The 24,085-nt window shown below is 62.3% G+C and carries 20 protein-coding genes and 1 pseudogene; 7 read left to right on the top strand and 14 right to left on the bottom strand.

The window, feature by feature from the left end:
- Window positions 1-57: 57 nt before the first annotated feature.
- The 11 genes and pseudogenes from ACHMXK_RS03335 to apbC all read right to left on the bottom strand — a co-directional run bounded on the left by ACHMXK_RS03335 (window position 58) and on the right by apbC (window position 11,156).
- Window positions 58-471, bottom strand: a complete 414-nt coding sequence (locus ACHMXK_RS03335; protein WP_397437658.1) for a hypothetical protein — start codon at window positions 469-471, stop codon at window positions 58-60.
- Window positions 472-484: 13 nt separating this feature from the next.
- Window positions 485-1,675: a formate dehydrogenase subunit gamma gene (locus tag ACHMXK_RS03330; protein ID WP_397437656.1), complete on the bottom strand. Its 1,191-nt coding sequence runs from the start codon at window positions 1,673-1,675 to the stop codon at window positions 485-487.
- Between the two features lie 14 nt (window positions 1,676-1,689).
- Window positions 1,690-1,929 carry a hypothetical protein gene (locus tag ACHMXK_RS03325; protein ID WP_397437654.1) on the bottom strand — a complete coding sequence of 80 codons (240 nt, stop codon included), beginning with the start codon at window positions 1,927-1,929 and terminating at the stop codon, window positions 1,690-1,692.
- Entirely contained in the window at window positions 1,926-2,546 is a 621-nt protein-coding gene (gene fdh3B / locus ACHMXK_RS03320; protein WP_091999127.1) for a formate dehydrogenase FDH3 subunit beta, read from the bottom strand. The genes ACHMXK_RS03325 and fdh3B overlap by 4 nt, the downstream gene beginning before the upstream one ends.
- A 10-nt stretch (window positions 2,547-2,556) precedes the next feature.
- Window positions 2,557-5,533 (bottom strand): annotated as a pseudogene (locus tag ACHMXK_RS03315) (formate dehydrogenase subunit alpha).
- 32 nt (window positions 5,534-5,565) lie between these two features.
- Window positions 5,566-5,769: a formate dehydrogenase gene (locus tag ACHMXK_RS03310; protein WP_397437653.1), complete on the bottom strand. Its 204-nt coding sequence runs from the start codon at window positions 5,767-5,769 to the stop codon at window positions 5,566-5,568.
- Window positions 5,770-6,068: 299 nt separating this feature from the next.
- Window positions 6,069-6,689: a molecular chaperone gene (locus tag ACHMXK_RS03305; protein ID WP_397437651.1), complete on the bottom strand. Its 621-nt coding sequence runs from the start codon at window positions 6,687-6,689 to the stop codon at window positions 6,069-6,071.
- A 5-nt stretch (window positions 6,690-6,694) separates the two neighbouring features.
- Window positions 6,695-8,836, bottom strand: coding sequence for a 4Fe-4S binding protein (locus tag ACHMXK_RS03300; protein WP_397437649.1), 2,142 nt, complete (start codon window positions 8,834-8,836; stop codon window positions 6,695-6,697).
- Window positions 8,763-9,428 (bottom strand): DUF3306 domain-containing protein, encoded by a 666-nt coding sequence (locus tag ACHMXK_RS03295; RefSeq protein WP_397437647.1) that lies wholly within the window; start codon window positions 9,426-9,428, stop codon window positions 8,763-8,765. Before ACHMXK_RS03295 ends, ACHMXK_RS03300 begins: the two co-directional genes overlap by 74 nt.
- A complete protein-coding gene (locus tag ACHMXK_RS03290) occupies window positions 9,421-9,948 on the bottom strand; it encodes a DUF3305 domain-containing protein (RefSeq protein WP_397442431.1) in 528 nt (175 codons plus the stop codon). The genes ACHMXK_RS03295 and ACHMXK_RS03290 overlap by 8 nt, the downstream gene beginning before the upstream one ends.
- A gap of 116 nt (window positions 9,949-10,064) precedes the next feature.
- Window positions 10,065-11,156 (bottom strand): iron-sulfur cluster carrier protein ApbC, encoded by a 1,092-nt coding sequence (gene apbC, locus ACHMXK_RS03285; protein WP_397437645.1) that lies wholly within the window; start codon window positions 11,154-11,156, stop codon window positions 10,065-10,067.
- Between the two features lie 189 nt (window positions 11,157-11,345).
- Here apbC and metG point away from each other — a divergent pair, with 189 nt between their 5' ends.
- Window positions 11,346-13,430, top strand: a complete 2,085-nt coding sequence (metG, locus tag ACHMXK_RS03280; protein ID WP_397437643.1) for a methionine--tRNA ligase — start codon at window positions 11,346-11,348, stop codon at window positions 13,428-13,430.
- On the opposite strand, the gene ACHMXK_RS03275 is transcribed toward metG, so the two are convergent.
- A complete protein-coding gene (locus ACHMXK_RS03275; RefSeq protein WP_397437641.1) occupies window positions 13,427-14,329 on the bottom strand; it encodes a LysR substrate-binding domain-containing protein in 903 nt (300 codons plus the stop codon). The two genes, metG and ACHMXK_RS03275, sit on opposite strands and share 4 nt — an antisense overlap.
- 143 nt (window positions 14,330-14,472) lie before the next feature.
- Here ACHMXK_RS03275 and ACHMXK_RS03270 point away from each other — a divergent pair, with 143 nt between their 5' ends.
- Together ACHMXK_RS03270 and ACHMXK_RS03265 are read left to right on the top strand one after the other, a co-directional pair.
- Window positions 14,473-15,450 carry a Bug family tripartite tricarboxylate transporter substrate binding protein gene (locus ACHMXK_RS03270; RefSeq protein WP_397437640.1) on the top strand — a complete coding sequence of 326 codons (978 nt, stop codon included), beginning with the start codon at window positions 14,473-14,475 and terminating at the stop codon, window positions 15,448-15,450.
- A 7-nt stretch (window positions 15,451-15,457) separates the two neighbouring features.
- Entirely contained in the window at window positions 15,458-16,330 is an 873-nt protein-coding gene (locus ACHMXK_RS03265) for an N-formylglutamate amidohydrolase (protein ID WP_397437638.1), read from the top strand.
- Window positions 16,331-16,338: 8 nt separating this feature from the next.
- Here the strand turns inward: ACHMXK_RS03265 and ACHMXK_RS03260 are convergent, their stop codons facing one another.
- On the bottom strand, window positions 16,339-18,078 hold the full coding sequence (locus ACHMXK_RS03260) for a 7TM diverse intracellular signaling domain-containing protein (RefSeq protein WP_397437636.1): 1,740 nt from the start codon (window positions 18,076-18,078) through the stop codon (window positions 16,339-16,341).
- A 141-nt stretch (window positions 18,079-18,219) separates the two neighbouring features.
- On the opposite strand from ACHMXK_RS03260, the gene ACHMXK_RS03255 reads away from it, so the two are divergent.
- A complete protein-coding gene (locus ACHMXK_RS03255; RefSeq protein WP_397437634.1) occupies window positions 18,220-19,890 on the top strand; it encodes a SulP family inorganic anion transporter in 1,671 nt (556 codons plus the stop codon).
- Between the two features lie 89 nt (window positions 19,891-19,979).
- Here ACHMXK_RS03255 and ACHMXK_RS03250 read toward each other — a convergent pair whose 3' ends face one another.
- Window positions 19,980-20,504: an outer membrane protein assembly factor BamE gene (locus tag ACHMXK_RS03250; protein ID WP_397442430.1), complete on the bottom strand. Its 525-nt coding sequence runs from the start codon at window positions 20,502-20,504 to the stop codon at window positions 19,980-19,982.
- 126 nt (window positions 20,505-20,630) lie between these two features.
- Here ACHMXK_RS03250 and ACHMXK_RS03245 point away from each other — a divergent pair, with 126 nt between their 5' ends.
- The 3 genes from ACHMXK_RS03245 to ACHMXK_RS03235 all read left to right on the top strand — a co-directional run bounded on the left by ACHMXK_RS03245 (window position 20,631) and on the right by ACHMXK_RS03235 (window position 24,062).
- The gene (locus ACHMXK_RS03245) at window positions 20,631-20,849 is read left to right on the top strand and encodes a DUF3460 family protein (RefSeq protein WP_397437632.1); all 219 of its coding nucleotides are present in this window, start codon (window positions 20,631-20,633) and stop codon (window positions 20,847-20,849) included.
- 170 nt (window positions 20,850-21,019) lie between these two features.
- On the top strand, window positions 21,020-21,817 hold the full coding sequence (locus tag ACHMXK_RS03240) for a segregation and condensation protein A (RefSeq protein ID WP_397442429.1): 798 nt from the start codon (window positions 21,020-21,022) through the stop codon (window positions 21,815-21,817).
- A gap of 520 nt (window positions 21,818-22,337) precedes the next feature.
- On the top strand, window positions 22,338-24,062 hold the full coding sequence (locus tag ACHMXK_RS03235; RefSeq protein WP_397437631.1) for a ShlB/FhaC/HecB family hemolysin secretion/activation protein: 1,725 nt from the start codon (window positions 22,338-22,340) through the stop codon (window positions 24,060-24,062).
- The last annotated feature ends 23 nt before the right edge of the window (window positions 24,063-24,085 follow it).

Below are 24,085 nucleotides of genomic sequence, written 5' to 3'. Positions count from 1 at the left end.
CCTAGCGCAAAAAGGCCGGCACCTTGCGGAGCCGGCCTTGAATGGGAGGGGAAAATCTCAGGATTTGTTGGCCGGATTGACCACCGCGTCAGGCTGCTTGCCACTTGGCGGGCTGGTGGCCGTGGCGGCCGGTGAATGGGCGCCCGCCGCTTCTATGGGTTTGGGCGCTTCAGGCGGCGTATAGACAAAGGCGCCCGGGTCGGCGCAGGCCGGCGTGGGCAGCGGCGGCTTCACGTCCTTGCCGGCCGCCTTGGCGGTTTTGTAATAACTGGCCGCGGCCTTGTCCTGCGACTGGCACAACTGGTAAGCATCCACCTTGCCGGCCCAGGCGGCCTTGGCGGCGGCCTCCGCGGCTTTGGCCTTGGCTTCGTCGCTGAGCGGCGGAAGTTTGGCCAGTGCCAGCGCCGACACACCCAGCAGCAAACCCGTGAACAAGCCCTTGAACAGGCCGGAAGTCAGAAGATTTTTCATGGCGTCCTCTTTTTTATACCTGCACGGTCTGGCTGGGCGGCGCGGGCTCGCTGCGTTGGGCCGGCACACGGCCTGACTTCACGTCTTCATACCAATAAGCGTGGTGTTCCTTGGCCCAGGCCTCGTCCACATACCCGCTGCGCATGGCCTTGTAGGCACCCTGCATGCCTATGGTGCCCAGGTAGATATGACCGAGGAACATACACATCATGAGCACCGTGGCCACGGCATGCACCATGTGGGCGATTTGCATGGTGGCGCGCTCGTAAACCAGGCCAGGCAGCAGTTTGTCAAGCACAAAACCCGACGACACCACCACCACCCCGAGGAAGAACACCCCGCCCCAAAAAATCAGCTTTTCACCGGCGTTAAACCGGTTGGAGGCCGGCTCGGCACCGCCTAGCAGGCCGCCGCCCTTGAGCAGCCAGTTCACATCGCCTTTTTGCGGCCAGTTGTCGCGCAAAAAGGTGAAAAACACAATCACCAGCGACACGGCAAACAGCGGACCGGCAAAGTTGTGCGCGGTTTTGAGCACATAGGTCAACCAGCCAAACAAGGTGCTGCCCATGACCGGCAACAGAAAAAATTTGCCAAAGGCCATGACCAGGCCGGAAATCGCCAAGATGGAAAACGCAATCGCATTCGACCAGTGCGCCGCACGCTCAAACGGCGTGAAACGTTCGATCTTGCGGCCCGTGTCTGCGCCGTGCGTTTTGATGCTGCCCTTGCTGAAGAAAAAAATCGCAATCGCCAGCAGAACAATCAGAAACAGCGAACCGCCATAAGGAATGATCCAGTTGTTGCGCACCTGGCGCCAGGCTTCGCCGGCATTGGTCAGGCGTGAGCCGGGGTATTGCACAAACGGCTGGATCAGGTTGCCGGCTTCGGGCGCTTCGCTTTTGGGCAGGCTGGTGTAACCGGTGATGCCCGCGCCCACGTCGCGCCACATGGGCGCGTTGTTGCCGGGCTGCACCTTGGCCCGCTCGCCGTTGTTTTGTTTGGCGTAGTTGGGGTCTGCGCTGGCGTCGGGTTTGACTTCAAAAATATTCTGGCTCTGGATGCCGCCTGCGGCCGGAGGCGCGGGCGTCGCCGGCTGTTGCGTAACCACGCCTGCTGCCGCCGGCGGACTCGCGGGCGCTTGCGCACTGGTCCAACCGGCCAACCCAAGCGCTATTAAAAATATAGCTAGTCGCGCATGTTGCATATGGCCTCCGGCTATTATTTATCCGAATTCAACTTGTTGTATTCGTTCTGGCTGTTTTGCATGCGCACCTTGAGGCCCTGCTCCCAGCTGGTCTTGTCGCCGGCTTTCCAGCCGGGCGCCGAAAAGCCGTCGTTGGTGCCCATGTAGGCGGGGACATCACTTTTGGTGCCGCTCAGGGTTTGCGGTTTTTCACCGCAGGCGGACAAGCCGGCCAGGGCGCACAGCGCAGGAATCAAGAGGGTCAGGCGCTTCATGATTTGGCTCCTGCTGGTGGCTGGCCCGCTTGCCGGGAGCCATACGCTGTTCCCCAACCCCAGACCTCGGCACCCTTGCCGCGCTGCACCACGCGGTTGCGGAAAATATCGGCCACCACGTCGCCGTCACCAGCCAACAGCGCCTTGGTCGAACACATCTCGGCGCAGGCCGGCAGCTTGCCTTCGGCCAGCCGATTGCGGCCATATTTTTCAAACTCGGCCTGGCTGCCGTTGGCTTCGGGACCACCGGCGCAGAAGGTGCACTTGTCCATCTTGCCGCGCACACCGAAAGTGCCTTGCGAGGGGAACTGCGGTGCACCAAACGGGCAGGCATATGAGCAGTAACCGCAGCCTATGCAGACATCCTTGTCATGCAACACCACCCCTTCGTCGGTACGGTAAAAACAGTTGACCGGGCAGACCGCCATACAGGGTGCGTCGCTGCAATGCATGCAGGCCACCGAGATGGATTTTTCGCCCGGCACACCGTCATTGAGCGTGACCACCCGGCGGCGGTTGACGCCCCACGGGACTTCGTTTTCGTTTTTACAGGCGGTGACGCAGCCATTGCATTCGATGCAGCGCTCGGCGTCACAGACAAATTTCATTCTTGCCATGATGTATTCCTTATGCTTTCTCGAGATTGCAGATCGTCGTTTTCGTTTCCTGCATCATCGTCACGCTGTCGTAGCCGTAGGTCGTCGCCGTATTGACGGCTTCTCCGCGCACCACGGGCGCGGCGCCCTTGGGGTAATAGGCCAGCATGTCGGCACCTTGCCAGTAGCCGGAGAAGTGGAAAGGCATCCATACCGTGTCGGCCCCCACACGTTCGGTCACCAGGGCCTGCACATTCAGGCGTGCACCGGTCGGTGTGCTCAGCCAGACGCGGCCGCCGTTGCTGATGCCGCGCTCGGCGGCAGTCTTGGGATTCACCTCGACAAAAGCTTCCTGCTGCAACTCGGCCAGCCAGGGGTTGGAACGGGTTTCCTCGCCGCCGCCCTCGTATTCGACCAGTCGGCCCGAGGTCAGGATGAGCGGGTATTTCAGCTCTACCTTGTCGGCCACGTTTTTCTGCTGCAGGGTCTTGTACAGCGTGGGCAGACGCCAGAAAGCTTTCTTGTCGTCATGTGTCGGGTACTTGGCCACCAGGTCCGGGCGGATGCCGTAAATCGGCTCACGGTGCTGCGGAATCGCATCGGGGAAATTCCAGACCACGGCACGGGCCTTGGCATTGCCGAAGGGGTAACAACCATGGTTTTTCATGGTCACACGAATCATGCCGCCCGAGGAATCGGTTTTCCAGTTTTTGCCTTCGGCCGCGACCTTCTCGGCATCGGTCAATTCATCCCACCAGCCCAGCTTTTTCATGAACAGGTGGTCGACTTCCGGATAACCGGTGGTGATGTCCGCGCCCTTGGAATGGGAACCATCCTCGGCCAGCAGGTTGACGCCGTCTTTCTCCACGCCGAAGTTGGCGCGGAAATTACCGCCGCCATCCATCACGTGCCGGGAGGTGTCATACAGGTTGGGCGAGCCCGGGTGTTTGAGCTCGGGCGTACCCCAGCACGGCCACGGCAGGCCGAAATAATCGCCCGTCACGTCGTAACCGGTTTCCTTGTCCTTGCCGGGTTTGGCCCTGAGCGTTTTCACGTCGAACAAATGCATGTTGCGCATATGGGCCTTCAGGCGCTCCGGGCTTTGCCCAGTGTAGCCAATGGTCCAGCAGGTCTTGTTGACTTCGCGCAGGATATCTTCCGGCACGGGTTCGTCCAGGCCTTTGACTTTCTGCATCTTGAAGTTTTTCGACAACTCCTTGGCAAAGCCGAATTTTTCAGCCAGCTGGTGCATGATCATGTGGTCACTGCGGCTTTCCCACAGCGGCTCAATCACTTTTTCGCGCCACTGCAGCGAACGGTTCGACGCGGTCACGGAGCCGCTGGTTTCAAACTGGGTGGCCGCCGGCAGCAGGTAGACCGCACGGTTCGGGTTGAGGTCTTCGGCCTTGCCTGGCATGGCGGCCATGGCCGCGGTCGCCGACGGATAAGGGTCCACCACCACCAGCAGATCCAGCTTGTCCATTGCGCGTTTCATCTCCAGGCCGCGGGTCTGGGAGTTGGGCGCATGGCCCCAAAACACGCAGGCGCGCAAATTGGCGTCCTGGTCGATCAGCTCGTTTTTCTCCAGCACGCCATCAATCCAGCGCGACACCGTGATGCCGGGCTTGCCCATCATCGCGGGCGAGGCATAACGGCCCTTGATCCAGTCGAAGTCAACACCCCAGGTCTTGGCGAAATGTTTCCAGGAACCTTCGGCCAGACCGTAATAACCCGGCAACGAATCGGGGTTCGGGCCGATGTCCGTCGCCCCCTGCACGTTGTCGTGGCCACGGAAGATGTTGGCGCCGCCACCGGACACACCGACGTTGCCCAGGGCCAGTTGCACGATGCACGACGCCCGCACCATGGCATTGCCAATGCTGTGCTGGGTTTGCCCCATACACCACACCAAGGTCGAGGGCCGGTTCTTGGCCATCATGGTGGCCACACGCAGCATTTGCTCTTCCTTGACGCCGCAGGCTTCTTCGACCTTGTCCGGCGTCCACTTGGCCATCACGTCGGCCTTGACCTTGTCCATGCCGTAAACACGGTCGTTGATGTACTTGGTGTCTTCCCAACCATTGTTGAAGATGTGATACAGCAGGCCGAAGAGGAAAGGAATGTCGGAGCCGGAGCGGATACGCACGTATTCGTCGGCCTTGGCGGCGGTCCGCGTGAAGCGCGGGTCCACCACAATCATCTTGCAGCCGGTTTCTTTGGCGTGCAGCATGTGCAACATGCTGACCGGGTGTGCCTCAGCGGCATTCGAGCCGATGTACAAGGCGCACTTGCTGTTTTGCATGTCGTTGTAGGAGTTGGTCATCGCCCCATAACCCCAGGTGTTGGCCACACCGGCCACCGTGGTGGAGTGGCAGATACGCGCCTGGTGGTCACAGTTGTTGCTGCCCCAGAAACTCACAAACTTGCGCAGCAGGTAGGCCTGCTCGTTGTTGTGTTTGGACGAGCCCACCCAGTACACCGAGTCCGGGCCGCTGGCCTTGCGCAACTCCAGCATTTTTGCGCTGATTTCGTTGAGCGCCGTGTCCCAGCTGATACGTTCATATTTGCCGTTGACCAGCTTCATGGGGTAACGCAGGCGGTATTCCCCGTGGCCGTGTTCGCGCAGCGCCGCACCTTTGGCACAATGTGCCCCCAGGTTGATGGGCGAATCAAACACCGGCTCCTGGCGCACCCAGACACCGTTTTCAACCACGGCATCTACCGCACAACCCACCGAGCAATGTGTGCACACCGTGCGTTTGACTTCGATTTTCCCGCTGCCGTCACCGGTGCCGGGGCTGGCCGCCTGGGATTTTTTCGACCAGCACCAACTGGCTCGCCGCCAGGCCCACACCCACACCCAGGCCGGAGCGGCGCAGAAAGGCGCGTCTGTCCATGGTGGGCAAGGCGTTCGACAAACCGCGCGACAGGCTTTGGACAAAACGTGCAGAGCCGGCGCGATGCGCTGGATCACCATGGATAGCGTGAGGCTTTTTCGTGAGCAGCATGGGGCTCTCCGTAAGAAGAAAACGGGAAGAAACTAGATACGCGTGGTCGTGTAATAACGCTTGACGTGTTCCGAGAGGCTGTAACCACCGCCGTTCTCAGGCGCCGGCTTGGGCGCCGGGCTGGCCGCCTCGGGGATTTGCACCCCTGGCAAAGCAACGACCGCTGCTGCGGCAGCACCGGTAACGGCTGCGCCGACAAAAAAACTGCGGCGCGAAGGTTTGGGCTGGCTTTCCATCGTTGTCTCCCAGGAAGCTTGCGGACATCCAAGCAATATGAATATATGCACCGGTGAGCTATGCACCAGCATGCCTAACTGTACGCCAGACCGCGGCGCGCAACAATGGCTTGAAGCGGCCTAAAGACGGGGCTTAGGGGAAAACGATAGGGAAAGATAAGACAACTTAGTTTTGACCCGAACAAGGTCAATCCGCCCGAAGTGTCACATTTTGAGAAATGCTGCGACTGCAGCAAAAGCTCAGCGCGAACCAGCCCGTCCCAGGTGACACAGCTCGCACGCACAGGGGTTTGCCGGCTTCAGTCCAGCATGTCGAAACCCTGGGCTTCAACACTGATGAAGGCCTGGGTGAATCCGGCCAGGCCACGGTAAAAATCGGCTTTCGGATGACGGCTGACGGCTTCGCACAGCGCCGTTGCCCAGGGCTGGAGATGGCGCGCAAAAAACTCGCGCTGGCGCGTCAGGTTGGCGACTTCCACATCGTCGCCGGCAATCAGGTAACGCATGACCTCGCACAGGTAGGCCACATGGTCTTCGGTTTCAGGCATGGTTTCGTCGCGCGCCAGACCCAGGGCGGCAAGGTCGGTGCGTAATGCCGCCAGCGGTTTTTCGTTGAGGAAACCGCTGAGGTAATGGGAGCCGAACAGGTAGACCTCGGGCTTGCCGACGCCGCCGAATAAGGCGTCGTATTCGCGAACGATGGCGTCATCCGACAACTGGCGGGCGACACCGACCAGTTCGCGCCAGGATACTTCGAGCACGGCGCCGGCGGCCGGCGCTTCGGTCACCGCCACCCGGAGGTTCGCCATCAAATCGGCTGTCGGTGGCGCGTAATACAGCGCCGCCAGCAAGCCATAAACTTCGGCGCGGGCGGTTTCTTCGTCCAGCGTGGACGACACAAGTGGGGCGGGCAGGGTCATGGGTGTTAGCGGATGTCGGTGATCTTGATTTCGTTGTCGGCCGAATAAATGTCGATGACACGGCAGTCGCTGCACATCTTCAGGCGCTCGACGGCCGCGCCCTGAAACATGGCATGGCCAGCCAGCTTGCCCAGCATGGACTCGATGGCCTTGAGGGTGCCGAAAGGTTTGCTGCAGCGTATGCACTGATAGGGCTGGCTCTCGTTGAGCACGCGCGCTTCCTTGCGCTGCGGCGTGAGCAACAGGCGTGGCTGCAAGGTGATCGCATCTTCCGGGCAAGTCGTGGCACACAGGCCGCATTGCACGCAATTTTTCTCGATGAACTTGAGCTGCGGCTTGTCCGGGTTGTCCTGCAGCGCACTGGACGGGCAAGCGCTGACACAACTCAGGCACAAGGTGCAGCTGTCCTTGTTGACCAGCAGGCTGCCAAAAGGCGAACCCTGAGCCGGCAATGCAATGGTTTCCGGCAAAGACTTGGGTGCCTGCGTCATCAAATGGTCCAGCGCCATGTCCAGGGTGCTGCGTTTTTCCTGGGCCACGGCAAAACGCGCCGCGACTGTTGGCACAAGCGTGGGGTTGCGCGCCAGCTTTTGCAGACTGCTGTCCAGGGCCGCCAGGGCTTGGACACCCGGTCCGCCTTCGAGACATAGCAAGTGGAAATGTTGGCCGGTGTACCCCATGCCATGCAGCAACGCTTGCGCCACGGCCATTTGTTCGGACAAACCCGCCAGGTAAGCCGGCGCTTCTTCGTCGGTGACCAGCACCGCCACCTGGGTGGCGCCAAAAGCAATCGCGCTCAGCCACAGGTCCAGCCCGACGCTGGCGGTGTGCCACAGCGGCTGCGGAATCACATTCGCAGGCACCCCGCGCACCGTCTTGTCCAATTGCGCGGCGCGGCCCAGGGCCTCGACGGCTTGCTGGCCGCTGCCCTGGCTGTGGAACAGCAGTGTCGCCTGGCGCCCACCCGCCTTGTTATAGGTGCTCAACATGGTTTTGAGCCGCACACCCTGCTCGCTGGCACGTGGGTAGGCATAAGTCAGCGCGCCAGTCGGACACACCGTGGTGCAGGCACCGCAACCGATACACAGATTGGGATTCACCACAATCTGCTGGCGTTCTTTCTGGCTGCTGATCGCCTGGGCCGAACAGATATCGACACAGGCATGGCAACCGACGGTTTCGTTGCGGCTGTGGGCACACAGCTTTTGTTTGTAGGCGAAAAACTTCGGCTTTTCAAACTCACCCACCATGTCGCGCAGCTTGACCACGGTAGGCAACAAGCCGGGCGATGCCAGACCTGCCGACAGGTTCAAGGCGAAATAACCTTGCGGCGGCGCGTGCAGCGCGATCAAGGGCCGGGCGCCCAGATCCAGCACCAGGTCAAAAACTTCGCTGAGCGCCTGCGCTTCACGGCCAAAATCAATCGCGCCGGCCACCTTGCAGACCGCCACACAGTCCCGGTGCGCGCTGCACTTGTGGCTGTCCACCTGGTAGCTCAGATCTATCGCGCCCTCCGGACACACCGCCACACAGGCGTTGCAACGGGTGCACAGGTCGAGGTCAATCGGATTGTTTTTGATCCACTTCGCTTCAAAAGCGCCCAGCCAGCCGCCAAGACGCAAGTCGCCACCGCTGATCACCGGGTACTGGCGCTCCTGCTCGGGAAAACCGGGCTGCGCCGGGCTTGAGACACCCTGCGCAAAAATCGTCACGTCCAGGCTGTCGGCCAGCAGCGCCGCGACTTGTTCGGCCTGATCCAGCGCCCCCACGATGAGCAGGCGGCCTGTGCTTTTGTAGGTGACGGTTGCCACGGGTTCAGCATCCGGCAGATGCGCGGCCGCCAGCAGGGCCGCGATTTTCGGCATGGCACTGGCGGCGTCTTTGCTCCAGCCGCCGGTCTCGCGTATGTTGACGAACTTGATGACCGAGGTGGCGCCTTCGGTTTGTTGCCCGACCTCGGCAAACAGGCGTTTTTCCTGGGTACAGGCCACCACCACGTCATCGCCGGATTGCGCCGCCTTCTGGAAGGCGCCTGCTTCACGCCGGCACAGCGCCGAATGCAGCGTCAGTGGCTCATTGAGTGCCGCGCCCAGCTTCTGGGGCTGGAGCGGCATGGTCTGGTTGCAGTCGCAAATCAGTGTGGGCATGGTCTTCTTGGCTGGCGCCGGAACCCGGGGAGGGCTCGGCTTGGCTGGCATTGACGGGGCTGACAACACCCGGGGGCGCTATGTCAGCACTTTCATAAGACTGTGCCACGATTTCGCCAGGGGGGTCATTCGCATTTTCCCGCGGTAAAGCCACCTCGGCGTCCTGTTTGCCCGCGTCTTCCTCGTCGTCAAACAGCTTGAGAAACTTCGCACTGGCCATCTGCCTGAGCATGGATTCGGGCAGGGGGTCGGGCTTGGAATAGTCGTCAATATAAGTATCCAGACCATCCATCACGTTGAAGTGAGGGTCGGCGAACAGCTTTTTCATCGCCGCATTGCGCACCTCGGGCCCGACATCACTGGCCATGAAAGGCTTGAAGTCGGAGTCCTTGGTCAACAGCCTCACATCGTCCAGCGACAGCGTTTTTTCGGGCGGTGCGGATTCGACCGGGGCTGACGGCGGCGTCACCGGGGCAACAGCCACCGCGACGGGCTGCGCAGGCACGGCAGGCTGGTCCAGCGGTTTGCCCTGCAAGGCATCGGTCTTGCGGCGCGACCAGCGGCCTAAAAAACCACGTGCTTCCTCAGCCATGGCCGGACCCGCCAAAGCTCTTGTCGGTGCTCACCCGTGCCGGGTTGCCAAAACGGTCCTGCAAGGTCTTGAAACTCTGGGGCCGCTGGCGGCGTTTGGCTTCGAGCACATAGTGGGCATCCACAAAAGCCTGCAACCACAACGCCACCGCAGGCGGTACCGGCAGTTGTTCAACGGTTTCCTGCGCATCCAGCCAGCGCCCGGCGTCGTGGTAACTCAGGGTGACCACTTGCGGCACGGCCACCGGCTCGTCGGCCAGCGCGGCTTCTTCTTCCATGCGCCAGACCACCCAGAAGCAGGGTTGCTGGGTGGTGACATTCAGGTAATACCCCTCGGCATCGTCGGTAAACAGCTCTACCTTGAAACCCGGGTGTAACCAGCGCTCCTCGTGTTCCTCCTTGAACAGCAGGCGCGGCCGGTCGCCGAAGCCCGGCTCGTCCGGCACGATGTCGGCCAAGGTCCAGCGCCAAGGCTGCCAGCGGTTGTCTATGCGCTCGCGGCGCATGACCACCGCGACCATCACACAGGGACGGCGAACGGTCTCATCCGTCGCGGGGGACTGCAGCAGGAACTCAGACATGTCCGCAGTGTACGGCGGTCTTCATGCCCACGGCCGATGCGGTTTCTTTGCCGGCCTCAGGTGTTTTTCGAAATCGTGATGGTCGGGAATTTGGCCGAGAAGTCCTTGGCCTTGGCCGCCACCGTGATCGCCATCTTGCGGGCCACGGCCTTGTAGATCGCTGCCACCTCGCCATCCGGGTCTGCCACCACCGTCGGCCTGCCGTTGTCGGCCTGCAGACGGATGTTGATGTCCAGCGGCAGCGCACCCAAGTAATCCATCTTGTAGTCGGCCGCCATCATCTTGCCGCCGTCTTCGCCAAAGATGTGTTCGGTGTGGCCGCAGTTGGAGCAGACATGGACCGCCATGTTCTCGACGATGCCCAGAATCGGCACGCCGACTTTTTCAAACATCTTGATGCCTTTTTTGGCATCGAGCAGCGCGATGTCCTGCGGCGTGGTGACGATGATCGCGCCCGTCATGGGCACACGCTGGCTCAGGGTCAGTTGGATGTCGCCGGTGCCGGGCGGCATGTCGACAATCAGGTAGTCCAGGTCTTTCCAGTTGGTCTGGCGCAGCAGTTGCTCCAGCGCCTGGGTGGCCATGGGGCCGCGCCAGATCATGGCTTCGTCCTGAGCCACCAGGAAACCGATGGACATGACCTGGATGCCGTAGTTCTCCATCGGCTCCATGTTTTTGCCGTCCACACTCTCCGGCCGGCCCTCGATGCCCATCATCATGGGCTGGCTGGGGCCGTAGATGTCGGCATCCAGCAGGCCGACGCTGGCGCCCTCGGCCGCCAGGGCCAGGGCCAGATTGACGGCCGTCGTACTTTTGCCGACGCCGCCCTTGCCCGAAGCCACGGCAATGATGTTCTTGACGTTGGGCAGCAGTTGCACACCACGCTGCACGCTGTGGCTGGCGATCTTGAAGCCGACATTGACCGAGACATTGCTCACACCCGCCACACCCTTGGCGGCGGCAATCAGCGACTTGCGGATGCCTGCGATCTGGCTTTTGGCCGGATAGCCCAGCTCCACGTCGAAAGACACGTCAGCGCCGCTGATCTGCAGGTTTTTCAGTGCCTTGCTGCTGACAAAGTCCTTGCCCGTGTTGGGGTCCACCACCGCTTGCAGGGCGGTCAACAAGGTCTGCTGTTCTAGGGCCATCTGGGAAATCTCCGTTTGAATCTGACAAGGCAGGCCGGGGGCTTTGGGTGCGCCGCGTCTGCCGATAAGCTTGCCATGAAGTCTAACGCCGCAGCGGCCGGCCCTGGGGTCATGGGGGAATGCCCGGGTGGCAAAAACCCGGGCACCTTAAAATCGCCGCTTAGCCCCACCCAGCACAAAGCCACTCTTATGTCCCAGCGCCGCCTTTTTGTCACCACCGCCCTGCCCTACGCCAACGGCAATTTCCACGTTGGCCACATCATGGAGTACATCCAGGCCGACATCTGGGTGCGTTTTCAGCGCATGCAGGGCAATGAGGTGAACTTTGTGGGCGCGGACGACGCCCATGGCGCGCCCATCATGATTGCCGCCGAAAAGGCCGGCAAGACGCCGCAGCAATTCGTCGCCGACATCGCCGCCGGCCGCAAACAGTACCTCGACGGCTTCCACATCGCCTTCGACAACTGGAGCAACACCGACAGCCCTGAAAACCACGAGCTGTCGCGCCAGATTTACCGCGACCTCAAGGCCGCGGGTTTCATCGAGACCCGCACCATCGAGCAGTTCTTCGACCCCGAGAAGAACATGTTCCTGCCCGACCGTTTTATCAAGGGCGAATGCCCGCGCTGCCATGCCAAGGACCAGTACGGCGACAACTGCGAAGTCTGCAGCTCGGTCTACGCGCCCACCGACCTGATCAACCCGTTCTCGGCCCTGTCGGGCGCCAAGCCCGTGCTCAAAAGCTCCGAGCATTTCTTCTTCAAGCTGTCGGACCCGCGCTGCGTGGAGTTCCTGACCACCTGGACCCAGGACGGCGTGCATGTGCAGCCCGAAGTGGCCAGCAAGATCAAGGAATGGTTTGGCGTGCGCACCAACCCCGACGGCACGACCAGCGAAGGCCTGGGCGACTGGGACATCTCGCGCGACGCGCCCTACTTCGGCATCGAGATCCCCGACGCACCGGGCAAGTACTTCTATGTCTGGCTGGATGCACCCGTGGGCTACCTGGCTTCGCTCAAGGAACTGCTGACCCGCCGCGGCGAGGACTACGACGCCTACATGGCCGATCCCGGCCTGGAGCAGTACCACTTCATCGGCAAGGACATCATCACCTTCCACACGCTGTTCTGGCCCGCCATGCTCAAGTTCAGCGGCCGCAAGACGCCGACCAAGATCTGCGTGCACGGCTTCCTCACCGTGAACAACGGCGAAAAGATGAGCAAAAGCCGCGGCACCGGCCTGGACCCGCTCAAATACCTGAGCCTGGGCATGAACCCGGAATGGCTGCGTTATTACCTGGCCGCCAAACTCAACGCGCGCAATGAAGACATCGATTTCAACGCCGACGACTTCATGGCCCGTGTCAACAGCGACCTGGTCGGCAAATTCATCAACATCGCCAGCCGCGCCGCGGGTTTTATCGCCAAACGTTTTGCCGGCCAACTGGGCGAGATCTCCGCGGACGGCACGGCCTTGCTGGGCGTTCTGCGCGCGCAAAAGGACAACCTCCAGGCTTTGTATGAGGCCCGCGAGTACGCCAAGGCCCAGCGCGAAGTCATGCTGCTGGCCGACCATGTGAACGCCTATGTGGACCAGAACAAACCCTGGGAGCTGGCCAAAAAAGAAGGCATGGAAGCGCGCCTGCACGACGTGTGCACCGTGTGTATCGAAGCCTTCCGCCTGCTGTCGCTCTACCTCAAACCGGTCTTGCCCGCGCTGGCCGCACAGGTGGAAGATTTCCTGAACATCGACCCGCTGACGTTTGCGGATGCCAGCGGCAGCCTGGGCCAGGGCCATCTGATCGGCGACTACAAACACCTGATGCAACGTGTTGACCCCAAGCAACTTGAAGCATTGTTTGAGGCGCCAGCCCAGCCTGCATCAGCGCAAGCAGCTACTGAAATAATAGCGCCTGGCGGTGAAGCCATCGCCCCGACCATCACCATTGACGACTTCGCCAAAATCGACCTGCGCATTGCGCTCATCGCCAACTGCGAAGCCGTCGAAGGTTCGACCAAGCTGCTGCGCCTGACGCTGGACGTCGGTGAAGGCAAGACGCGCAATGTGTTCAGCGGCATTGCCTCGGCTTACAAACCCCTAGACCTGATCGGCAAACACACGGTGCTGGTCGCCAACCTGGCGCCGCGCAAGATGAAGTTCGGTATCAGCGAAGGCATGGTGCTGGCCGCCAGCCATGGCGACGAAAAAGCCCAGCCCGGTATTTATGTGCTGGAACCCACAGCGGGCGCCCAGCCCGGCATGCGCGTGCGTTAAACAGTTGGTGGCGCGCCGGCCTGTTGCATCAGCCACTGCGCAAACAGCTCGGCCGCCGGGTGTGCGTCCTGGGCGCGCCGCCGGCACAGGAAATAACCACGGCCGGTCGACGCCGACCCGGGCACCGGAATCACCAGCCGGCCCGAAGCCAGATCGGCTTCGGCCAGGCATTGCTGCACGATGGCCACGCCCATGCCCGAACGCGCGGCTTCAATCAGGTTCATCACCAGATCAAAACCCGCACCCTTGCGCTGCAGCGGCAGCTTCGCCCCCTGGGCCTGGGCCCACAAAGCCCAGTTATCGGGAAAGTTGGAGTGGTACAGCAGCGGCTGGGCCAGCAGCAAGGGCGCTGTCTGCGCCGTCCGCGCACGTTCGTGGGTGCACACCGCCACCACCTCGCGGCCTATCAGGTACTGCGCCGCGATGTGGCGCGGCCAGCGCTGCGGCGCGCTGCGTTTGATCGCAATCCACAGGTCGATGTCATCCCGTGTGAAGTCTTCGTCGTGGTGGTACTGGCGGAACTCGATTTCCACCTCGGGATGCAACAAATGAAAGGCTTCAAGCCGCGGCATCAGCCACAAAGCGCCCAGGCTGGTGACGACGCTGAGCCGCAAACGCAGGCGCTCGGGAGTTTTGCGCATGCGCACGGCCGCCGCCTGCAACGCGGCCACGGGTTTTTCCACCAACTGGCGCAACTGGGTACCGGCCGGGGTCAGGCTCACACCACCAGCGCTGCGCGCCAGCACAGCCTGCCCCAGTTCCTGCTCCAGCCGCAACACAGCGCGGCTCACGGCCGCCTGGGTGACATGCAGCTCTTGTGCGGCCTGACGGAAACTGCCGGCACGGGCCACGGCCAGAAAGGCATTCAACTCCACCAGGGACGGGCTGCGCACAGGCATGGGGATGGTCTCGCACGGTCAACAAGAAAAAAGGTCTGACTATTACATCATGTCATCACCTGCGACCAAAATGTTGCTTGTGGACACCCCGCACCGACCCTAAGCTCGCGCTCATAGACACCAACTCATCTGGAAACATTCCCATGGATACACGCCGTCAATTTCTCTACGCCTGCGCCGCCACAATCGCCCTGGCCGGCACCGCCCAGGCCCAGACCGCTTACCCCGACCGGCCCGTGAAACTGGTCGTGCCCTTTGCGCCGGGTGGCTCGACCGACCTGGCCGCCCGTTTGATCGCCGAATTTGCCGGCCGCGAGCTGGGTCAGCCCATCGTGGTGGAAAACCGCGCCGGCGCGGGCGGCTCCCTGGGCATGGAGATGGTGGCCAAGGCCAAGGCCGACGGTTACACCCTGGGCATGGCCACGGTCAGCACCCACGGCAGCAACCCGGCGGTGTATGCCGGCAAGCTCAAGTACGACCCGGTGAAAGATTTTGCGCCGGTGACCAATGTGGCCACCACCCCCAGCGTGTTTGCCGTCAATCCCAAAATCCCGGCCAACGACATGCGGCAATTTATCGCGCTGGCCCAGGCCAATCCCGGCAAATACAGCTTTGCCACCCCCGGCACCGGCTCGTTAGGCCATGCCAACATCGAACACTTTGCCTCGCTGGCAAAAATCAAGCTGCTGCATGTGCCCTACAAAGGTGGCGGCCTGGCCATGAACGATGCCCTGGCCGGCCAGGTGGACGCCATCACCGACAACCTGCCCTCGGCCCTGCCCCACATCAAGGCCGGCCGCCTGCGCGCCCTGGCCGTGTTGTCCGAAACACGCTCGCCGGCCCTGCCCGACGTGCCGACCTATGGCGAGCTGGGCCTGCCCCAGATGGGCGGCGGCGGCTGGTTTGGCATCGTGGCCCCGGCCGGAACCCCGAGCGCCGTCATCACCCGCCTCAACCTGGCGATTCACAAGGCCATGAAACAGCCCGAGTTCCTCAAAAAACTCGAAGAATCGGGCGCCACACCGATTCCCGGCACACCCGCCGAGTTCAGCAAACAGATCCAGCAAGCGATGGAGCGTTACCAGCGTGTGGCCCAGGTCGCCAAGATCCAGATCGACTGATCACAGCATGACAGTTCCTATCCACGCCTTCACCCTGTCCGCGCCCGAGGCGCCGGCGCTGCCCCTGGTCTGCGATTCGCCGCACAGCGGCACCAGCTACCCCGACGACTTTGCCCATGTCGTGCCGCGCGCCTTGCTGCGGCGCGGCGAGGACACCCATGTCGAGGCGCTGTGGCACGCCGCGCCGGCGGTGGGCGCCACCCTGCTGGCTGCGCATTTCCCGCGCACCTACATCGACGCCAACCGCACGCTGGACGACATCGACCCGGCGCTGCTGGCCGAGCCTTGGCCAACGCCGGTCGCGCCCAGCGAAAAAAGCCGCCTGGGTTTCGGCCTGATCTGGCGCCAGATGAGCGCCGACCTGCCGATTTACGATCGCCAACTGAGCGTGGCCGAGGTGCAAAACCGCATAGCCCGTTATTACCAGCCCTACCATGCGGCCCTGGCCGAAGCGATTGAACGCAGCGTGAAACGCTTTGGTGGCGTCTGGCACCTGAACCTGCACTCCATGCCCAACAACGCTTTCGAGCGCCTGCAGATCCAGAGCCCAGCCCCACTCGCCGACTTCGTGTTGGGTGACCGCGACGGCACCACCTGCGAGCCGGAATTTGTCGCGCTGGTGGAGGAGCAGCTGCGCGCCCGGGGTTACAGCGTGGCCCGCAACCACCCCTACAAGGGGGTGCAGCTGATCGCCAAAATCGGCCAGCCGGCGAAAAACCAGCACAGCCTGCAGGTGGAAATCCGCCGCCCGGTCTACATGGACGAGGTCACGCGCGAGCGGAATGCCAACTTCCCCGTGGTTCAGCGAGACCTGACGGAAGTGTTGCAGGCCATCGCGGCCTACCTGCGCGAGCGCAACGGCGTTGCGCTGGCCGCCTGAGACGGCGCTCAGACGACAAAACGCAAGGCCTTGCCCCGCTTGGCCGCCAGTTCGCTGACCGCGGTGTCCAGCGCCTGCAGCAACAACGCCACCCCCGAGGCCCGGAACGGGGTGGCCGCCACGGCGACCTTGAGTTGCAGCACGGCTCCCGGCGGCAACAGCTCACTCGGGGCCAGCCCGCGGGCGATCAGCCGCTGGCCGAGTTCGGCCACCTGGTCGTGCGCCACGCGGCCTTCCAGGATCACAACAAAATCGCCGTCGCGGTGGCGCGCCACCGTGTCGCCCTCACGCACAACATGGGTGATGCAGGCGCCCGCGTGCACCAGCGCCATCTGTGCCACCTGCAGGCCGTGATCGGCGCGAATCTCCTGGATATTGCCGATACGCACACGGATCACCACGCCGGCCTCGGGGTCGCGCTGCTGGTGACGCAACAGCTGCTCCAGCCGCGCCAGCATCACCCGGTGGTTGGCGGTGCCGGTCAGCGGGTCCACCCGGGACAAGGCGCCGACACGGACCTTGTTGTCACGTCGTTCGCGGTTGCGTAAATAGAGGGCCATCAGCAGCAGCGGGATCTCGATGGCCGCGCCTAGCTGCGTGCCGTACTGGGTCATGAAGGACAGCGGCACCAGCTGCATGTTGCGCAAGACGGGATAAATCGAACCGGCCAGCAAGGCCACAATGCCGGCCAGTATCCAGACACCGACCCGCGGCAGGCGCCAGGCGTACCAGAGCGACACCCCCAGGTAAATCCCCAAACTCGCCAGGTAATACGGTCCGCTGAGAACAAAAGCCGGATCACGTCCCAGCAGCAGGAGACAGGCAGCGAGCACACCGCCGACCGCCGCCATGGCCAGCATCAGGTGAGTGACCCAGCGCGCACCACGTTCGACCACCAGCTCGCGCAGGAAAAGATGGCTCAGCGCCGCACCGGCCATGGGCAAGACCTTGACCGCGGCGTCGTTCCACCAAGCGTTGTCGGGCCAGAAATATTCGCCGGCCAGACCGGTCATGGACAACTGGACCAGGGCGGCCACCGCGACATAAACGGCAAAATAAAAATGGATGGGATCGCGCCATGCATACGCATTCACACTGCACAAGACCATCACCAGCGCCACCAGCCCCATGTAGACACCCAGCAGCAGGTGCCAGCGTTTGCTGGACTCCTGGAAGTCGCGCATGGCCCACACGGTCCAGCGTACATTGATGGGGTGGCTGTGTTGCACCCGCAGGTAGCTGGGCCCGGCCTCATGGGGCTGCTGCACAAACTCAAACGCCGGGTGCAAATAACGCAGCGGCCACTGCGCCACCGGAACAGCATCGCCCGATTGTTCGACGCGCCAATCACCGTTGTCCAGCGGCCGGTAAAAATCCACCCGGTTCATGCTGGGGTGCGGCACGGCCAGCACCCGCAAGGTTGGCACCGTCACCGCCGGCAAGGCCAGTTGGTACCACACCGCCACCTCGCCACCCGTCGGCATGATGCGGTCGACCTGTGCGGGCTGGCCGTCACCGCGCTCGAAACGCAGCTGTACCTCATCAGGCGTCTGCGCGCCCGACGCGTCGATCAGGACCTGGGCCGCGCCCTGCTGACCCAGCCAGGGGTCGCTGGAAGCCGCCGCCAGCGGGCCCACGGCCAAAACCAGCACGGCCAGACCCATCGCCTTGCGCCAGTGCCTCCATGGCCGGGAAATTGCTTGGACAAAAGAAAGAAGACAGGTCCAGCGGCTGATAACAAATGGCATGGGCAAGGTGGCAGCTAAGATAGCCTGGGACCGATGTTGAGTGATTGGAAACGTATTCTTTCCAGCCTGGCTGCACTTTAACAAGGGACACCCGGTCTGACCATCCCATAGTTGAAGGAGGCGGCGCCCCGTTTTTTTCCGATGAACCTACCTGCTTACCTCGCCCCCTTTCGCCCCCGCCTGCTGTCGGCCCTGAAGGGCTACACCCGCGAACGTTTCACCAAGGACCTGGGCGCCGGCCTGACCGTGGGCATTGTGGCCTTGCCGCTGGCCATGGCGTTTGCGATTGCGTCGGGTCTCACGCCCCAGGCCGGCATCTGGACCGCCATCATTGCCGGCGCGCTGATTGCCCTGCTGGGCGGTTCGGCGGTGCAAATCGGCGGACCGGCGGGCGCCTTCATCGTGATCGTCTACGGCATCGTCGAACAATACGGCCTGCCGAATTTGCTGATTTCCACCGCCTGCGCCGGCGTCTTGCTGTTTTTGCTGGGCCTGCTCAAGCTGGGCACCCTGGTGCGTTATGTGCCGGTCAGCATCGTGGTGGGCTTTACCAATGGCATCGCCGTGTTGATTGCACTGTCGCAGCTCAAGGATGTGCTGGGCCTGCAGATCGCCAAGATGCCGGCCGATTTTTTCTCGCAGATCAAGGCCATCCACAGCCACCTGGACAGCGTCAACGTCCATGCGCTGGGCCTGGGCCTGGCGTGTTTCCTGGGCCTGATCATCTGGCCGCGGCTGTTTGCGTCGCGCAGCGCAGCTGGCGAGGGTTTTGCCATACGCCTGGTCAAGCGGGTCCAGGCCATGGAAGGGCTGCAGTTGCTGCGCGCCACCCGGGTCGCCTCGCGCGTGCCGGGGCCCATCGTGGCGCTGATCTCGCTGACGGCCTTTGCCTACTTCCTGAGTCTGCCGGTGGAAACCATAGGTTCGCGTTTTGGCGGCATTCCGCGCAGCCTGCCGCCTTTTGCTCTGCCGGATTTTTCCTGGGACACGGTGCGCCTGCTGTTTGCGCCCACCTTGACGATTGCCATGCTGGGCGCGGTGGAGTCGCTGCTGTGTGCACGCGTCGCCGACCAGCTCTCTGGCCTGCCCAAACACGATCCCAACCAGGAGTTGATGGCGCAAGGTCTGGCCAATTTTGTCGTGCCGTTTTTCGGCGGCATGCCGGCTACCGGCACGATTGCCCGCACCGTGACCAATGTACGCGCCGGCGCCAGCTCGCCGGTGGCCGGCCTGGTGCATGCACTGATGCTGGTCGTGATTGTGCTGGCCGCCGCGCCGCTGGCCGTGCACGTGCCGCTGGCGGTGCTGGCCGGCATTTTGTTGTATGTGGCCTGGAACATGGGTGAGTGGCGCGAGTTTGTGCATCTGCGCCAATACAGCAGCCACTACCGGCTGCTGATGCTGGGCACGTTTTTCCTGACGGTGGTGTTTGACCTGACCGTGGCGCTGCAGGTCGGCCTGCTGCTGGCCTGCGTCTTGTTTGTGCGGCGCATGAGTTCGCTGTTCCAGGTGGTGGAGACGGCGCGCAGTGACGAATCCGTCAACTTCCAGCTCTACGGCTCGCTGTTTTTTGGCGCGGTCGCCAAGATAGACCCGATTTTGTCGGTGGTCGAAAGTGCGCCGCGCGGCCTGTTGGTGCGACTCGACGCCCAATCACTGCAGTCGCTGGACGCCTCGGGGCTGGACGTCTTGGGCCAGCTCTACAAGGCGGTGGTGTTGCGCGGTGGCCGGCTGGTGATCTCCGGGCTGAACGCCCAGCCGCGCCGCGTGATGGAACGTTCGGGTTTTCTGGCGAAAATCGAAGAGTCCTGAGTCACTATCAAAAGAAGAGCTGATTGCGACCGCCCCATATGGGCTAGAGGCCTTTTCTACTTAAAAATGCAGGCCAGAACCGATAAAACTTAGCTGACGTTGCCGTTGACACCAGGTGCGCGCTCGTCGACCACCGAGCCGGTGCGCACCACCTTCAGGTCTTTGTCGAACTCGACCCGGAAAATCCGCGGCGTGTTCGGGCCGTCGCTGTAGCGCCACTCGTAAACAGTCTCCTGCTTGAGCGGCAGCGGCGTGATTTTCATGGGTTTGCCCAGCATCTTGCGCACCTGCTCCATGGGCATGCCGGGCAGGACCAGCGCAAAGTTTTGCGGCGTCAGGACCTGGCGCAGCGCGCTCATCTTGCCGTCCGCGCCTATGGTGATCATGTAGTTGACCTGGCCTTCGGGCTGGCGGTTGTATTCAAAGGTGCGGGCGCCGGGCTCTGCGGCCGCGCCGGGAAAGGGGTTGCCGGCCAGATCGCTCGCCTGCCAGATTTTTTCGGGCTCGCCGAACCGTTGGCGCACATCGGCTTCGGTGGCCACCCCTTCTTCCAGCGCCGCGATGCGCTGGTTGTCGCAAGCCACCAGACCCAGCAAAACCGAAAGTATTCCCATACAGCTCATCCACTTCTTGAACATCAAGCGGGTCGGTGCCGCCGGCCCCCGGAAAGCGAAAAAAGGCAGGTGCATGGCGGTCCCCGGTAAAATCGGCCGAATCAACGTTTCAGGCAGTTTAATCTCATGTCCATTTTCGCCCGGCCGCACTACACCTCAGACGTGACCCAGTTCATCAACGACCTCAAAGCGAAAAAACCCACGCTGGAAGCCGAACAACGCCAGGGGCGCGCCCTGCTGTGGGACAAAAAGCTGGACGCCTCCGAGCAGGCCGACTACCTGGACGCCCGCGTGGAGCAGCAGCCCTACGTCTACGGCACCAGCGGCCACCCGAACAGCCAATAGGCCCAGAACAGGCATAAAAAAGGCCTCCAGCCCTTGCTGGATAAGTGCAGACAGCTACCCTTTTAATAGCGATCACGCCGGCCACTGCAAGCCCCATGTCCATCCTCACAGAATTACCGCCTTCGCCGTCCGAACCGGGCCTGCCCGCCGACGTGTTGGCCCTGCCCGGCATGCCGGGGGTGATCGACCAGGTGGCGCTGGCCCGGCTGTATGGCGAGCCGCTGTTTGCGATGCCGCAGGATTTGTACATCCCGCCGGACGCGCTGCAGGTGTTTCTTGAGGCCTTTGAGGGCCCGCTGGACTTGCTGCTGTACCTGATCCGCAAACAGAACTTCAACATCCTCGACATCCCCATGGCTGCGGTGACGCGCCAGTACCTGGTTTATGTCGATGAGATCCGCAGCACCAACCTGGAACTGGCCGCCGAATACCTGTTGATGGCCGCCATGCTGATCGAAATCAAGTCGCGCATGTTGCTGCCGCCCAAGAAAACCGCGGAAGGCCAGGAAGCCGAAGACCCGCGCGCCGAACTGGTGCGGCGTCTGCTGGAATACGAACAGATCAAGCTGGCCGCCCACAAGCTCAACGAAATCCCGCAGTTCGGCCGCGACTTTTTACGCGCCCAGGTGTATGTGGAGCAGTCGCTGCAGCCACGTTTCCCGGATGTGCACGTGGTGGACCTGCAGGAAGCCTGGGCCGACATCGTCAAACGCGCCCGGCTGGTGCAGCACCATGTGATCTCCCGAGAAGAACTTTCGGTGCGTGAACACATGAGCATTGTGCTGCGCAAGCTGCAGGGCCAGAAGTTTGTCGAGTTTGAACACCTGTTCGATGCGGGCCGCGGCATGCCGGTGCTGGTGGTCACCTTCATCGCCCTGCTGGAGCTGTCCAAGGAAGGCCTGCTCGACGTGACCCAGGCCGAGGCCTACGCGCCGATTTACGTGCGCCTGGCTTACACGCCCGCCTGAGCAGCACCGAATTCCCCAAGATCGCATGGAGCCGCACAGACCGTCGCGGTAATTGGCCCGCTGCCCGCTGCGCTCGGCAGAATTCACCGGTTCAGTTCGCCGACTTGAACGGAACGTGTTGACAACCGATGCCGTGAATGGCTTTTGCTGCGCAAACGGCGGGTTGGGGTAGCTGCGGCCGCTGACCGTCCATAAACATCCCTCTGTGTCTGGACCGATTTCGCAAGAAGATCAGGTCATGGGCTGCGCCCATCAGCTGCCGTTGCCCCTGAACGCAGACTTCCCGTCTGGCAAATACGTCCCCAGCGGAAAGTACCGCCCACCCACACTGGCATCTGTTTGATCGCCTCAGCATCTAAAGAAGTCATTCCCGAACTCCCAATTTCAAAGATTGGAGATTCATCAACGCCCATTGAATTTATCAATTCAACAGCGCCTGACGATTGCTCGTCCCTTTGTCCTACATCCGTTAACAAAATTTACAAACACAATCGCTTCAGAACTTTAAGGCTGAGCACCCATGAACCACGCGCAACAATGTGACCCAACGGCCATCGGCCGCTGGCGTCTTCCCTCGGTGCTGAAAAAAGGGGTGCTGCCGTTTGCGCTGCTGGCACTTAGCCAGAGCCTCTTGGCCCAACAGATTCCCGGCGCCGGCAGCCAGATGCAGCAGATCCCGCCAGCGCCGGTCCCGCAGAAAGCACCTCCGGAAATCCGCATCGAACGTGGCACGGCACCGGCTGCTCCGGGCGCCGCCGAGGTAAAGATTCTGGTGCGCAGCCTGCGAGTCACTGGCGCACGGGTCTACCCCGAAGCCGATCTCATCGCGATCACGGGCTTTGCGCCGGGGACCGAACTGACGCTCTCCGAGTTGCGCGGCCTGGCGTCAAAGATCACCGCGCACTACGCCCAAAACGGCTACTTCGTGGCCCAAGCCTATCTTCCGGCACAGGACATCAAGGACAACACCGTCACCATTGCCGTGAGCGAAGGCCAATACGGCAAGATCATCCTGCGCAACCAGACCAACCTGTCCGATGATCAGGCCAACCGCCTGCTTGACGGCCTGAACAGCGGTGAAACCATCACCAACGACCCGCTCGAAAGCCGCCTCCTGCTGCTCTCGGACACCCCCGGTGTCAATGTCAAATCAACGCTGGCCCCAGGCACTGCGCCAGGAACCTCCGACCTGGTCGTTGACCTCACACCAGGAAAACGCGTGAGCGGCAGCGTGGATGCCGACAACGCGGGCAACCGCTATACCGGCGAGTACCGCCTTGGCGCGACCGTCAACCTCAACAACCCACTGGGGCTGGGCGACGTGGCCAGCTTGCGCACCATCACCTCCGGCAGGGGGCTCAACTATGGCCGTGCGTCCTACCAGGTGCCCTTCGGCAAAGTGACGGCCGGGGTCTCTTACAGCCGGCTGGCGTATGCGCTCGGCAAGGAATTCGAACCCCTGCAGGCCAACGGCACGGCGGAAATTGCGAGCGTCTACGGCATTTACCCGCTGATCCGCTCGCGCAACAACAACCTCTACACCCAGCTCGCTTACGAAGCCCGAACCTTCCAGGACCGGGTGGATTCGATTCCGTCGGTCACCGACAGGAAGGCGGACGTCTTGATGGCCAGCCTCTATGGCAACCATCGTGACAACCTGGGCGGTGGCGGGATCAGCGCTTATTCGCTGACCTGGTCGGCCGGCAAGCTCGACATACAAACACCGGCGGCGCTGGCGGCGGACGCGGCAAGTGCCCGAAGCAACGGCATCTACAACAAGCTCGCCTTCACCGCATCGCGGCTGCAGCGCGTCACGAATGCCGTGTCACTCTATGGCTCCGTCAGCGGCCAGGTGGCTTCGAAAAACCTCGACTCCTCGGAAAAGATGGAACTCGGCGGCATGAACGGCGTGCGGGCCTACCCCCAGGGTGAAGCCTTCGGCGACCAGGGCTACCTGGTCAATCTGGAAGCCAGGTGGTGGTTGTCCGATTTTTCGGAGCGCGTCCCGGGCCAAGTCCACCTGATCGGTTTCGTGGATGCTGGCAGCGTCACCATCCACAAGAGTCCCTGGGCTGCAGAGACCAGGCACAGAAACCTGGGTGCATACGGCGTTGGCGCCACCTGGGGCGATCCGGGCGATTTCCTGGTCAGGGCGTATTACGCCCGCAAGCTGGGCAACGAGAACGCAATGTCTGCCCCGGACAAGTCGGGCCGATTCTGGATTCAGGCCATCAAGTATTTCTGATCGCGGCCCACCCCAAGCACGGA

It is taken from the genome of Polaromonas sp. UC242_47 (genome assembly GCF_044452385.1).
GTDB lineage: Bacteria > Pseudomonadota > Gammaproteobacteria > Burkholderiales > Burkholderiaceae_C > Polaromonas.
The sequence above is the reverse complement of the archived record's forward strand: the minus strand, read 5'-3'. Positions and strand labels throughout refer to the sequence as shown.